The sequence below is a fragment of the Embleya sp. NBC_00888 genome (genome assembly GCF_045207655.1).
In the GTDB taxonomy this organism is placed as follows: Bacteria; Actinomycetota; Actinomycetes; order Streptomycetales; family Streptomycetaceae; genus Embleya.
On the sequence record NZ_CP108785.1, the window covers coordinates 2,464,661 to 2,477,299 of the forward strand.

Annotated in this window: 9 protein-coding genes; 2 read left to right on the forward strand and 7 right to left on the reverse strand. The window is 72.5% G+C overall.

Going from position 1 to position 12,639, the window contains the following annotated elements; translation table 11 throughout:
* Positions 1 to 31: 31 nt before the first annotated feature.
* The gene (locus OG948_RS45140) at positions 32 to 484 is read left to right on the forward strand and encodes a heme-binding protein (protein WP_331770817.1); all 453 of its coding nucleotides are present in this window, start codon (positions 32 to 34) and stop codon (positions 482 to 484) included.
* A 21-nt stretch (positions 485 to 505) separates the two neighbouring features.
* On the opposite strand, the gene OG948_RS45145 is transcribed toward OG948_RS45140, so the two are convergent.
* Together OG948_RS45145 and OG948_RS45150 are read right to left on the reverse strand one after the other, a co-directional pair.
* Entirely contained in the window at positions 506 to 1,627 is a 1,122-nt protein-coding gene (locus OG948_RS45145) for a hypothetical protein (RefSeq protein WP_331770818.1), read from the reverse strand.
* Between the two features lie 147 nt (positions 1,628 to 1,774).
* Positions 1,775 to 2,311 (reverse strand): helix-turn-helix domain-containing protein, encoded by a 537-nt coding sequence (locus tag OG948_RS45150; RefSeq protein ID WP_406300623.1) that lies wholly within the window; start codon positions 2,309 to 2,311, stop codon positions 1,775 to 1,777.
* Positions 2,312 to 2,421: 110 nt separating this feature from the next.
* Between OG948_RS45150 and OG948_RS45155 the strand changes: the two genes are divergently transcribed.
* Complete coding sequence (locus OG948_RS45155; RefSeq protein ID WP_331773515.1) at positions 2,422 to 3,582, forward strand: pyridoxal phosphate-dependent aminotransferase; 1,161 nt, start codon at positions 2,422 to 2,424, stop codon at positions 3,580 to 3,582.
* Positions 3,583 to 3,660: 78 nt separating this feature from the next.
* On the opposite strand, the gene OG948_RS45160 is transcribed toward OG948_RS45155, so the two are convergent.
* From OG948_RS45160 to OG948_RS45180, 5 genes are all read right to left on the reverse strand, one after another.
* Complete coding sequence (locus OG948_RS45160) at positions 3,661 to 4,275, reverse strand: hypothetical protein (protein WP_331770820.1); 615 nt, start codon at positions 4,273 to 4,275, stop codon at positions 3,661 to 3,663.
* Positions 4,276 to 4,487: 212 nt separating this feature from the next.
* Positions 4,488 to 7,721 (reverse strand): BTAD domain-containing putative transcriptional regulator, encoded by a 3,234-nt coding sequence (locus OG948_RS45165; protein ID WP_331770821.1) that lies wholly within the window; start codon positions 7,719 to 7,721, stop codon positions 4,488 to 4,490.
* A gap of 227 nt (positions 7,722 to 7,948) precedes the next feature.
* Positions 7,949 to 9,883 (reverse strand): CocE/NonD family hydrolase, encoded by a 1,935-nt coding sequence (locus OG948_RS45170; protein ID WP_406300624.1) that lies wholly within the window; start codon positions 9,881 to 9,883, stop codon positions 7,949 to 7,951.
* A gap of 485 nt (positions 9,884 to 10,368) precedes the next feature.
* Positions 10,369 to 11,454 (reverse strand): IS110 family transposase, encoded by a 1,086-nt coding sequence (locus OG948_RS45175; RefSeq protein ID WP_331770823.1) that lies wholly within the window; start codon positions 11,452 to 11,454, stop codon positions 10,369 to 10,371.
* Between the two features lie 230 nt (positions 11,455 to 11,684).
* The gene (locus OG948_RS45180; protein ID WP_331770824.1) at positions 11,685 to 12,638 is read right to left on the reverse strand and encodes an alpha/beta hydrolase; all 954 of its coding nucleotides are present in this window, start codon (positions 12,636 to 12,638) and stop codon (positions 11,685 to 11,687) included.
* Position 12,639 lies beyond the last annotated feature (1 nt).

Below are 12,639 nucleotides of genomic sequence, written 5' to 3' on the forward strand. Positions count from 1 at the left end.
GCGGCTCGACTTCTTCGACGCGGGAGCAGCGATGGTGAACCGTGACCGGGTCGACCGGGTCGTTGTCCATCACGACGTGGCCGCTTCCGCCGCGCGGGCGATCGTGCGCGATGTGGTGGCCGCGGCGTCGGCGGCCGGGCGTGCGGTGAGCGTCGCGGTGGTGGACGGCGCGGGCATACCGGTCGCGTTCGAACGCATGGACGGCGCGCTGCGGTTCAGCGCGGATCTCGCCGCGGCCAAGGCCCGCACGGCGGCGGCGTTCGGGCGGGCCACCGCGGTGATGGAGGAACTGCTCGGCGACCGGCCCGTGTTCGCGCAGAGCTTTGTCGCACAGGGGAGTTGGTATCTCGGGCGCGGCGGCCATCCGCTCCTGATCGACGGGCGCCCGGTGGGCGGGGTCGGAGTCAGCGGGGACGCGGCGGAGTTCGAGGACGAACTCGCCCGCGCCGCCGCCGAATCCTTCGGCCGCGACGCGGACGGCTGACCTACCGGGGGCGACGCGCCCCTACCGCACGATGCGCTTCTCCACCTCCACCGTCGCCCGCTCCACGCCCCGGGCCACGTCCCGCACCAGGCCGTTGACCCGCAGCAGCACCGCCGAGGCGACCGTGGTCGCCGCCTCGATCAGGTTCCCGGACGCCGCCGCCGGCACCGCGGCGGCCGCCGCGCCGCGTACGCCGGTCGTCGCCGCCGGGAACGGCAGGGGCAGCGGGCCGGCCTCCGAACGCAGGTCGGAGAGTCGGCCGTTCTTCAGCGCCATCAACGCGTCCTCGCCGGACACCAGCCCCTCGCAGTGGCCGTGCCCCTTCAGCGCCGCGTGCAGGAACGCGGTCGCGTACACGTTGGTGATCGCGTGCTGCTCCGCGAAGGTGATGCCGGGCTTGCCGTCCCGGGGCAGGCCGGGCAGGTGGATGTCCACGTCGCTGGGGTCGAGGAACTGGACGTGATTGCCGCCGGTGATCTCCACGTACGCCTTGTAGCCCTGCGGGACCAGGTCCAGGTAGTGCACGCCGGATCCGGGCGAGATCCTGTCGTTCTGCCCGGACACGATCAGCGTCGGCGTGGCCACCTTGCAGACCTCGGCGTCGATCCGCGCGTACAGGTCGGGTTCCTTGACGTTGCGGCCGGGCGCGAAACCCAGGACCGCGCGGATGCGCTTGTCCCGAGCCGCCGCCAGCAGCGCGCCGGCCCCGCCCAGGGACACCCCGACCGCGGCGAACGCGTCCTGCTTGATCAGGCCGCGCAGCGGGTTGAACCGGTCGTCGTCGATGTCGATCAGCTTGTCGATGGCGTCGCTGACGGTGTCGGCGTGCACATGCGGGTCGAGCGCGAGGATGTTCTCCGGGAAGTAGCGAAAGACGATGTACCCGTGCCGCACCACGTAGTCGGTGAACCAGTCGTACATGTTCGAACCGGTCCAGGTCGCGGGCGCCAGGACGATCGACGGATACGAGCCCTCGGATTTGTCCGCCGGGGCCAGCCAGCCGTCGTACTCCGCCGGGTAGCTGATCTTGGCGAGCGTGAACCCGGGGCCACCGGTCCAGAACGGGAACTCGATGGTGCCGATGTTGAAGTGACCGGGCCGGTCCGGTCGCACCGGACTCTCGGGTACGAGTGTGGTTGCCATGAGTGGAGTCAATCGTTGTCCAACTCGCTTTGGCAGGGCGATACTTGGCCAAAGAATGGAGACTCCGGTCACAGTGGTGGATTCCGGCAACCCGAACGCGGATCCGCGCGGCGGCTCGACGTGCGCCGCGGCCCGGTTCCCGGCCGGTCATTGATGGACCATCAGCAACACGGCCCGGTTGCTCTCGTCCAGTCCCCGGTAGACGTGCGGTCGGGTCGCGTCGAAGCGGATCGAGTCGCCGCTCGACAACTCCCGACGGTCGGCGATCGGACCCGTCTCGATCCGGCCGGCGGTGACCAGCAGGCACTCCTCGACGCCGGGGCGATGCGGATCGGACACCTGTTCGGCCCCGGTCACGTCGAGCTCGTACAGCTCCACCCAGCCGCGTACGTGCACCCGGTGCAGCAGTCGGGCCCGCACCGCCTCGCCGCTCACCCGCGGTCCCTGATCGGCCCGCACCACCGTGACCGCCGGCGCGCCGGCTTCGAGCAGGCCGCCCAGCGGGACGTCGAGCGCGCCCGCGAGTGCCCACAGCGTGCTCAGCGTCGGATTGGCCTCGCCCTGTTCGATGCCGTGCAGCGTGGTCTTGCTCAGGCCCGCGCTCGTGGCGAGATCGGCCAGGGAGCGGCCCGCCGCCTCGCGGAGCGTCCGGATGTTGTGTCCGATATCCCTTGCGATGGTCATGGCGTTCATTATGCTGGATCCTCGTATCAGTTTACCGGTACGAGCCGGCACGCGATGCGCTGTTCCCCGGCACCGCTCGGCACCGCGCCCCAGGGATGGAGATCATGACCATGCGCGTCTCCCGCCTCCAGCACATCCCGGGCATCGGCGTGGACAAGGTCGGCGACGCCGCCGACGCCGCGCACGATCCGGACCTGCTGCGCCTGGAGAACCTCGACACCGACCTTCGCCCGCCGGCCGTCGCGCTCGCCGCGACCCGGGCCGCGATCGAGGACGACGCCGCGAACAGCTACCTGCCCTTCCACGGTTCGCTCGCCTTGCGTGAGGCCGCCGCCGCACACGTGGGCCGACTCGCCGGACGCGGGTACGACCCCGGTGACGAGGTGGTCAATGCGGCCGGCGGGCTCAACGGCGTCCTGAACGTCCTGCTCGCCACCGTCGAACCGGGCCGCGAGGTGGTGATCGCCGACCCGATCTACGCCGGCCTGGTCAATCGCATCCGCCTCGCCGGCGGCGTCCCGCGGCACGTCCGGGCCACCCCGGGGCCCACCGGCTGGAGCACCGATCCGGACGAACTCGCCGCCGCCGTCGGCCCGAACACCGCCGCCGTGCTGGTGATGGCCCCGGCGATGCCCACCGGCGCGCTGCTCGACGGCAGCCACTGGGACGCGCTGGCCCGCGCGGTCGCCGAGCACGACTGCTGGGTCGTCTACGACGCGGCGATGGAGCGGATCCGGTTCGACGGCAAGGCCCCCGACCATCCGGCCGCGCATCCCGGGCTGGCCCACCGCACCATGACGTGCGGCGCGGCGTCCAAGGAACTGCGCATGATCGGCTGGCGGGTGGGCTGGGTGGTCGGTCCCGCCGAGATCATGGCCGACGTCAAACTCGTGGGCCTGAGCAACGTGGTCTGCCCGGTGGGCATCGGTCAGGCGGCCGTCGCCGCCGCGCTGTCCGCACCCGACGCGGACGCCGACGTCGCCGCGGCGACCGCGATCTGGCGCGAGCGCTGCGCGAGGATCCTGGATCGGCTCGCCGACTACCCGTGTGTGCGTCCACACGGCGGCTGGTCGCTGCTGATCGACACCGCCGCGCTGGGCCTGACCCCCGAGACGGCCGCCGAACGGCTCTTCCGGCTCGGGCGGGTCGCCGCCACGCCGATGAACGGCTGGGGCCCGCAGGGCAGTTCGTATCTGCGGCTGGTCTTCGCCAATGAACCGGTCGAGCGTCTGGGCGACCTGCGCGACCGGTTCGCCGCGGCTCTCGGCTGATCCGCCGGGCGTTCGTCCGGCGGGAACCGCGGGCCGCGACCGGATCGGCCGCGTTCGCGTCGAACCGGACCGCCGTACTCAGCGGCCGGAGTCTCCCGAGACCAGCCGCAGACGCGACCGCCGCCGCGCCCGCTCACCCTCATCGGTGACCCCGATGCCGAAAGCGAAGCCCGGGCCGCCCGGTGCCTCGTTGAGGACACGGCACATCGCTTCCGTGGAGTGGTTTCCCTCGTCGAGCAATCGACGGATCAGCGGCTCGTCCTCCGGCCGGTCCGCGCGCTCGGGATCGGTTATGCCCTCGGACAACCGGCGCACCAGATCCAGCAGCGCGTGGTCCTCGGGCGTCAGATCGCCGGCCCGCCGGCCCTGGGCGGCCGGATGGTTTCGGCGCATCGCCGCGCCCGCCGCCACCGCACGGACCGAACTCGCGTCGCGCAGCGCCGATATCGCGCGCGCCGCCCATGCCCGCGGGCTCTGCCGGCGACGGTAGTCGAGCCGGTGGTCGGGCGGCGCGACGTGGCGTCGTTCGCGGCGCACGGCGGCGACCTGGCCACGCATCCGGTCCACCGTCGGGCCGTCGACCCACTCGATGCCCCAGGCCGCGATGCCGTCGACGACGATCCGGACCTCGACGCCCGCCACCCGGGTCAACTCCCGATCCAGCCCGAACTCCCGGATCCCGCGATCGTTCACCGGTTCCCCTTCCGATCGCGTGATCACCCGTTCAGCCACTGCTCCGGATCATGCCCATGCCGACGGACCCGAACACAAAATACATCTGCAAGCCAAATCGACTCTCTCGTTCGCATTTGCCACCCAATGATGGACATTTGGCCGGCAAATGCAAATTCTGCATCGAGCCGGACCGGTCGGCTGTCGCCGCCACCACCGCATCTGCCCCCGAACTACGGCGTGTTCGGCACCCCGGCCGGTTCGAGTCGGGCCAGTACGGCGCCGAGTGCCTCCTCCCGGGACAACGCGACGCACCGAGCATAGGCCTCGTGGTAGCCCGCCTCGCCCAGCTCGGTGACCAGCCGGTCCACCAGCACCCGCAAGTCCGGGCTACCCGCGTCGAAGATGCCGCGAAGCGCCGCGCTCAGCCCCAGCGCCTCGGCCGCGCCGACCGGATCGCCCTCGCGCCCCAGCACCGCGGCCAGCAACTCCGCCGTCGGCGCCACGTCCGCCAGGTCACGGCGGGACACCGCCGCCGCCGACGTGGCGGGCAGCAACCCCCGTGCCCGCGCTAGCACATCGGGGTCCTCGGCGGCGCTCGCGAGCAGTGTCGCCAGCCGCCCCTGCGCGATCAGGTCGCCGACCATCTCGGCGGGCAACGACAGGCTCTCGGCGAGTGCTCCCACCCGGTCGAGGATGTCCTCGGCCGCAGCGAACTCACCTTCTCGACGGTGTAGTTCGGCACGCCCGGAGAGTACGCCGATCTCCAGATACCGATGCCCACGCGCCCATGCCTGCCGCTCCGCGGCGTCGAGTTCGCTGCGCGCGCCGGCCAGGTCGCCGGCCCGCATACGCTCGGCCGCCAGCGTGCCCCGGTACAGCGACAGATCGTCCACCGCGCCCAGTTCGCTCGCCAGCGCCACCGCCCGCTCGAACGCGGCTATCGCCGGCGGGTGTTCACCCCGGATCGAATGGTGCGCGCCGATGGCCATCAGCGCCATCCCCAGGCCCCAGCGATCGCCCACCGCCGCGAACCCGGACAGCGCCTCGTTCCGCGCCGGCGCTCCGGCCTGCCAGTCGCCGCGATCGGTGTACACGAAGTCGTTCATCCAGTGCGCGCACGCCCGGACCCACGGATCCGGCCCGGCCGACATCCGGGCCAGTTCCTGCTCTCCGACCTCGGTGTTCCCGGACAGGAAGGCGGCCAGCGGCAGTCCCACCACCAGTGCCGGATAGTGCGCGTACACGTCGGCCACGGCGCACGCTCGGAGCACCGAGCGCAGTTCCTCGCCGTCCGCGAGTCGTGGGGCGTTGATCCCGGCCAGCACGTGCATCGCGGCGAACGCGGCTCGCGCGTGCTCGGGCAGCGCGTCGCCGAAGCGCAGCACCTCGGGCACGATGGTCTCGAACGGCGCGCCGATCCCGCGCATCCCCCAGTACCAGAACATCGCACCGGCGAACCGGGCCGCGTCCGCCGCGTCCCCGGCGTCGACGAACGCCCGCAACGCGGCCATCAGGTTGTCGTACTCGGCGTCCAGGAGTGCGATCGAGGTGAGCTGCGCGGCGGTCCGCAGGAGCGGGTCGTGTTCGCAGGCCAACGCCAGGCAGTATCGCTCGAAGCGGCCCGCGAACTCGTCGCGTTCCCCGGCCCGGACCAACTGATCCGCCGCGTAGGCGCGGACCGTCTCCAGCATCCGGTAGCGCGGTTCGCCGTCGCCGACCGCATCCACGATCGACTTCTCCACCAGGGAGCCGAGTACGTAGAACACGTCGTCCACCGGCAAGAGTTCGTCGGCGCACACCGCCTCCAGCGCGGCCACCGTCGCACCGCCCGGGAACACCGACAACCGTCGGGCGAGCTGCTGTTCCGACTCGGCCAGCAGGTCCCAGCTCCACTCGACGACCGCCAGCAGGGTGCGCCGACGCGGCGCCTCGGCGCGACTGCCGGAACCGAGCAGCCGGAAGCGGTCGTCGAGGCGGCGGGCGATCTGCTCGACGCTCATCGCACGCAGTCGCGCGGCGGCCAACTCCAGTGCGAGCGGCATCCCGTCCAGTCGTCGGCAGATCTCCACCACCGGTTCGATCGTGCCGGCGTTCAGCGTGAACCCGGGCCGCACCGCGCCGGCCCGGTCCAGGAACAGCCGCACCGATGCCGCCTCGCCCGCCGCGGCGAGGTCCGCGCGGGGATCGCCGACCGGTGGCACCGGCAGCGGGCCGACCCGACACAGCGCCTCACCGGTGATGCCCAGCGGCTCCCGGGTGGTGGCGACGATGGTGAGCTGTGGCAACCGGTCCAGGAGGCGGTACGCCAACTCCGCCGCCGCCTCCACCAGATGCTCGCAGTTGTCCAGGATCAGCACCGCCTCGCCGACGTCGAGCAGTTCGGCGACCCGGTCCACCGGGGTGCCGGTCCGCCGCTGTCGCCCGTCCGAGGAACGCAGTTCCCACGAGCCGAGCGCGGCCAGCACGGCGTCGGCCACTCCGTCCGGCGTGCCCACGCCGGCCAGCGGCACGAACCACACCCGCCCGCGCCGATAGGCCTGATGCCGGGTCACCGCCTCCACGGACAACCTGGTCTTGCCCGCGCCGCCGGCGCCGACCAGCGTGACCAGCCGGGAGCCTGCCATCAGGTCGGCGAGCAATCGCAGTTCGTCGTCCCGGCCGAAGAAGCCGGTCAATCGGGCCGGCAGCGGCGCGGCGGCCGGTTCGGGGCGCGCCGCCGGTGGGGCCAACTCGCCGCGCAGCACCGCGAGATGGGTCTCCCGCAGCTCGGCCGAGGGATCCACACCCAGTTCCCCGGCCAGTCGGCCCCGGATGTCCTCGTACACCGCCAGCGCGTCGGCCTGACGTCCCGCCGCGTACAGCGCGCGCATCCGCATCGCCGCGGTGCGTTCGCGCAGCGGATGCGCCGCGCAGGCCGCGGTCAGATCGGCCAGCACCTCGGCGTGCCGGCCCGAGCGCAGCTCTGCCTCGAACCGGTCCTCGGCGGCATCCACCCGCAGCCCGTCCAACCGCGCGGCGTAGGTCCCGGCGAACGGCGCCTCCGCCAGGTCCGCCAGCGCCGGCCCGCGCCACAACGCGAGCGCCTCGGCCAGCACCGCGGCCGCCTCTTCCGCCCGGTCCGCCGCCAGCTCCCGCCGCCCTCGCGCGGCCAGCTCCTCGAACCGGTGCGCGTCCACGTTCTCGGCCCGCACATCGAGCCGGTAGCCGCCGCCGACCAGGTCCACCGACACGCCGACCGGCCGCAGCACCTTGCGCAACCGCGACACCAACGTCTGTACCGCGTTCCCGGCGTCCGCGAGCGGCTCCGCACCCCACAGCCCGTCGACCAGGGCGTCGATCGACACCACGTTCCCGGCGTCCAACGCCAGCCGGGCCAGCAGCATGCGCAGCCGCACCCCACCGATCTCGATCGGCGTGCCGTCATCGACCTGGGCCCGGACCCCTCCGAGCAGCGCAACCTGCATGGCGCCAGGATCGCAGAACCCCACCGGGGGCCGGCGGGCGGCAGGTGGCGGGCGCCGGCACGCGGGTGCACCGGCCGGCGGGCCGTGGGCCCGACCGTCGCGGGCCCGGGTCGGCGGGCGGGGGCCGGGTCGGCGGGCGGGGGCCCGCGCGGCACGCACGGGGGCGCCCGGCCGAGGGTGTCGACCCCCGGCCGGGCGCCCGTGGGCGTTACCCGCGCATCACCCGGTCACGGGCACACGCTCGTGCACGGCGTGCCGAACGCCGTGGCCGAAGCGAGCGGGATGGTGACCGAGGACGGATTGGCCGGGCCGGACTTGAGCTGCCAGATGCCGGCCAGCAGGCCAGGTGTCTGGGTCAGCGTCGCGGCCAGGTGCGGGGTGTCGGCCGTGGTCACGTTGACCCGGATCCGGTGCCCGGGGGCGATCGAGGCGAAGGTCGGGAAGACCTCGACGTCGTAGCGGGTGACCTGGTTCGGCTGTACCGAGGTCGTGGTGGTCTGGGTGGACGGGTGGTACGGCATCAGCGTGCTGCCGTCCGGCGCGTACCACGTACGAGCCGGGTCCAGGGCTCGGTGCGAGCCGGCCAGGGCGCCGGAGCTGAGTGGGACCGAGGAGCCGTCGGGGGCGACGTCGGTGACGGTCACCACCCAGTGCGTCTCCGGGGTGTTGGACTGCGCGTACAGGGTGGCGCCGATCGGGCCGGCGAGCACCTTGGTCTCGGTCATCGGGGCGGTCGTGTAGACGAGCGAGTTCGGGCCGCTCTCGCGGGCGGTGTTGCTGTCGGTGCAGGCGGGATCCTTGAGGAAGCCGCCGAGCCATTGCGCGGTCGAGCGGGTGCACGGGCTGTTGTTCGCCGTCCAACTGATCCACTCGCTGCCGTTCCCGGTGGGCGCGTTCGGGGTGAGCAGGCCGTCGTTGGCGGACGCCGGGGCGCTGCCGGTGCGGCCCTGGTCCAGGTAGAGGCGGGTGGGGTCGGCGCCCGCGAACGGGTAGGTGCGGGTGTCCAGCCAGCGGTTGCTGCCCAGTTCCTTCACGTGCAGCGGGTTGGGGTCGGCGCCGCCGGTGATCCCGGTGTCGATGCCCTTCAACCACTTGTCGTACCAGCGCAGTTGCAACCCGGGCAGGTCCAACGTGGGGTCCTGGCGCGGGTCGTGGTACCACGGGCCCATCAGGAGTTGGTAGCGGTCGGTGACCGGCTGGCCGGCGATCATCGGCGCGCCGACCGGGCGGCCCGCCCACGCGTTCTGCAGACCGGCGTAGTTCATCAACGCGCCGCGCTGGAACAGGTCGTACCAGCCGCCGACCAGGAACGCGGGCACACCGTTGGCGACCACGCCCGCGAGCAGGTCCGCCGGCCGGCGCTGCTGCCAGAACGTGCCGTCGTACGCCTGCTCACCACCGCCGAGCAGGCCGGTCAGGATCGGCAGGTTGGCCGAGGCGACCCCGCCGAGGTGCTGGAGTTCCAGGGCCAGGGTGTCCAGGATGTTCTGCGTCGAGCCCTGGCGCAGTGCCTCCGCCAACGGTGCGCTCAGGTGCGCGATGCCGGTGTAGGTCAGCCAGAAGGACATGAACTCGGCGTCCGGGATGCCACCCATCGTGGCCAGTTCGCGGTAGAGGTCGTTGCCCGCCACCAGCGGGAAGATCGCCTTGACCGGCGAGTTCGGGCCGACGGACGCGGCCGTCATGATCTGGTTGATGCCGGCGTACGAGCCGCCGTTGAGGCCGACCTTGCCGTCGGCGTGCGGCAAGGCGGCTGCCCAGGTGACCAGTTCGGCGCCGTCCTGGGCCTCCTTCGGTGCCCACGGCGACCACGAACCGGCGGAGGTGCCGGTTCCGCGGACGTCGGCCGCCACCGCGATGTAGCCGCGTTGCACGAACCAGGACAACTCGGCCTCGGTGGACCCCTTGCCGTAGGGAGTCTGGGTCAGCAGCACCGGGAACGACCCGGTCGCCGGCGTGGTGGTACCGGTGGTGGCCGGCGTGTAGACGTCGACCCGCAGGACCGTGCCGTCGGCCATCGTGACGGGCAGGTTCTGCTGCTTGGCGACGCCGTACTGCGCGACGCTGCCCTGCACGAGCGGCGTCGCGCCGGCGGGCGTCGAGGTCGCCGGTACCGCGCCGAACAGCGCGGCGAGCAGGGCGAGGGTCGAGGCGAGGGCCACGCCGACGCGCCGGCGGGCCGCTCTTTGTGCTGTTCGTCGCGGGGAGATGGGAACGGGGTTGGGAATGCGGACGGACACCCTGACCTCCAAAAGGTCACGCATGCGAAGGGGACGGTGGCGCGAAGTGCGGTGGGTGGGATGGGTGGTCGGATCGCGTCGGGCCCGGCTGGGTTCGACGGCGCACGGTGGGCACGACCGCGAGGCGGGCGTGCGGGGATGGCCGCGTGGCGGTTCGGCTCCAGGGCGTGTCTTCGGTCCCCCGTCGGGCTCCGCGGCGTGAGCGCGGCGAGGGAGCCCGAAGGGCGGATGCGGTGCCGGGCCTCGTGGAGCTCGGCGGGGGACCGAAGACACGCCCTGGGAACCGACCGGCGGCCGTGTCGTCCTCGAACGGGCCCGGCCGGGCGATCGCTCGGTGGAGCGAACCGCGGCAAGGCCGGACCGCGTTCGGGGACAACCGTTTCAGGGGTGGGATGCTCCTATGCATGTCAAGCCGCAGGAGCGAGGTTGATTTGGGTGATTCGTTCCGCTGGTGTGCTGGTCAGTGCGCGGTAGACCTCGCGGGCGACGAATCGCTTGAGGCAGCGCATGATGTCCTTCTTCGACAGCCCTTCCTTGGTGCGGCGTTCGACGTAGGCGCGGGTGCGTTCGTCGTAGCGCATGCGGACCAGCACGATCGTGTGCAGGGCGTTGTTCGCGGCCCGGTCGCCGCCCCGGTTGAGGCGGTGGCGGTGGGTGCGGCCGGAGGAGGCCGGGATCGGGGCGACGCCGGCGAGGTGCGCGAACGCGCCCTCCGAGCGCATGCGCTCGGGGTTGTCCCCGGCCGAGGCCAGTAGCTGGCCGGCGGTCTCCGGTCCGACACCGAACAGCTTCAGCAGGGCCGGGGCCGCCTGCTCGACCAGGGGGCCGATCTCGGCGTCGAGCTCGGCGATCTCCGTGTCCATCGCCTGGTGGCGGCGGGCGAGGCGCCGCAGCGAGGCCTTGGTCGCCGCGAGCGGGCGGGAGACGTCGTCGCCGGGCCGCAGCCGGGCCAGGGTGCGTATCAGGGCGGTCCGGTCCAGGCCCGCGACCTGCTCTCGCAGCATCGCCGGGGCGGTCACCACGAGGTTGCGGATCTGGTTCATCGCCTGGGTGCGGGCCTTGATCGCGCTGCGGCGGGCGACCCGCAGCACGCGCACGGCCTCGACCACTCCGTCGCGGCTTTTGGGGATGCCGGTGGCCCGTCCGGAGAGCACTGCGGTCGCAGCGGCGTAGGCGTCGATCGGGTCGGACTTGCCCTTCGTCCGGCGGGTCTTGCGGTCCGGCCGGTCGACGTCGACGACCGTGACGCCGGCCGCTGTCAGGACCCGCGCGAGTTCGGCTCCGTAGGCGCCGGTGCCCTCCACCCCGACCGCGGTCGGAGTGCCGTGCGAGCGCATCCAGTCAAGCAGGTCCCGGTAGCCGCGGACGGTCGCGGGAAACTCCCGGTCGGCCAGATGCCGGCCGAGCGGGTCGATCACGGCCGCGTGGTGGGTCGGGCCGTGCGTGTCGACTCCGCCGGTGATCTCCGCTCCGTCGTGCGTCATGCTGGTCATGTCCGTCCTTGCCGCTTGTCCGAGCCGAGGGCGGCACGCGCCGGTCGGGCGGGTGGACAAGACAGTGACGGGGCTTCTGGACCAAGCTCCTATGAGGTCACAAACGCCCGTCCGGCCGCGTGCGTGGTGGTCCCGCCGACGAGCCGACAAATCCCATACAGGACAGTCAACGACGTCAGTCAGGGGGCGAGTCAGGCTCATCAGCAGAACCACCAGTCACATGATCACTGTCAGGGGGCGAGGGTCCCGGTCAGGGCTCGGCGCACGGAGGCGGCGCGGAGGTCGCCGACGAGGGCGTGGGTGACGGTGCCGGGGATGACCCAGCCGCCGTGCAGGTGGGCCAGCACGCGGAAGGCCGCGCCGGGCACGCCCGCTTCGTGCAGTCGGGTCAGGTAGCGCTCGCCCTGGTCGCGGACCGGGTCGTATTCGGCGACCGTGATCACGGCCGGCGGCAGGCCGCTCAGGTCGGGCTCGTACATCGGTGAGACCCGCGGATCACGCGGGTCGGTGACGCCGGCCAGGTAGAGGCCGAAGAACTCGTTGCACGCCTCGGGGGTCAATCCGCCGAAGTCGAGGATCGCCTCCGGCTCGGCGTCGGTGTCCATCCCGGTCAGGTCCAGGCACGGTACGTCGAGCAACTGGGCGCATGGCATGGGCAGTTCGCGATCGCGAGCGATCAGGCACAGTGCGGCGGCCAGGTTGCCGCCCGCGCTGCATCCGCCGACCGCGATCCGCTCGGGATCGAGCCCGAGCTCCGCGTGGTTGGTGTGCAGCCACGTGTAGCCCGCGACGCAGTCCTCCAGCGGTACGGGGTAGGGGTGTTCGGGCGCGAGCCGATAGTCGACCAGGGCGACCGCACCCGGCACCAGCGAGGTGATCGGCCCCAGTTCCACCTCGGCGGTGTCCAGGTCGCCCTGGAACCAGCCGCCGCCGTGGATGAAGTAGAACACCGGTGCCGCGGCAGGCAGTCCGGCCGGGCGCAGGACGCGGACGGTGATCTCGCCGTCGGCGACCGGGACCTGGTGGTCGGTGGCGGTGACGTCGTCGGGCCGTCCGGTGAAGGCGAGTCGCATGGTCGAGTTGGCGAGCTTGCGCCGCTCGTCCAGGGTCCCGGGCGGCTCGTTCGTGTCGCGGTGGGCGGCGAGCAGGTCGATGATGCGCTGAATCGGCGGGTCCAGGGGCATG

What these genes read in the sequence shown, in the direction of transcription:
- OG948_RS45140 (WP_331770817.1), top strand. Translation starts at nt 32, where the DNA reads ATGGTGAACCGTGACCGGGTCGACCGGGTCGTTGTCCATCACGACGTG.
- OG948_RS45150 (WP_406300623.1), bottom strand. Translation starts at nt 2,311, where the DNA reads ATGACCATCGCAAGGGATATCGGACACAACATCCGGACGCTCCGCGAG.
- OG948_RS45145 (WP_331770818.1), bottom strand. Translation starts at nt 1,627, where the DNA reads ATGGCAACCACACTCGTACCCGAGAGTCCGGTGCGACCGGACCGGCCC.
- OG948_RS45175 (WP_331770823.1), bottom strand. Translation starts at nt 11,454, where the DNA reads ATGACCAGCATGACGCACGACGGAGCGGAGATCACCGGCGGAGTCGAC.
- OG948_RS45165 (WP_331770821.1), bottom strand. Translation starts at nt 7,721, where the DNA reads ATGCAGGTTGCGCTGCTCGGAGGGGTCCGGGCCCAGGTCGATGACGGC.
- OG948_RS45180 (WP_331770824.1), bottom strand. Translation starts at nt 12,638, where the DNA reads ATGCCCCTGGACCCGCCGATTCAGCGCATCATCGACCTGCTCGCCGCC.
- OG948_RS45155 (WP_331773515.1), top strand. Translation starts at nt 2,422, where the DNA reads ATGCGCGTCTCCCGCCTCCAGCACATCCCGGGCATCGGCGTGGACAAG.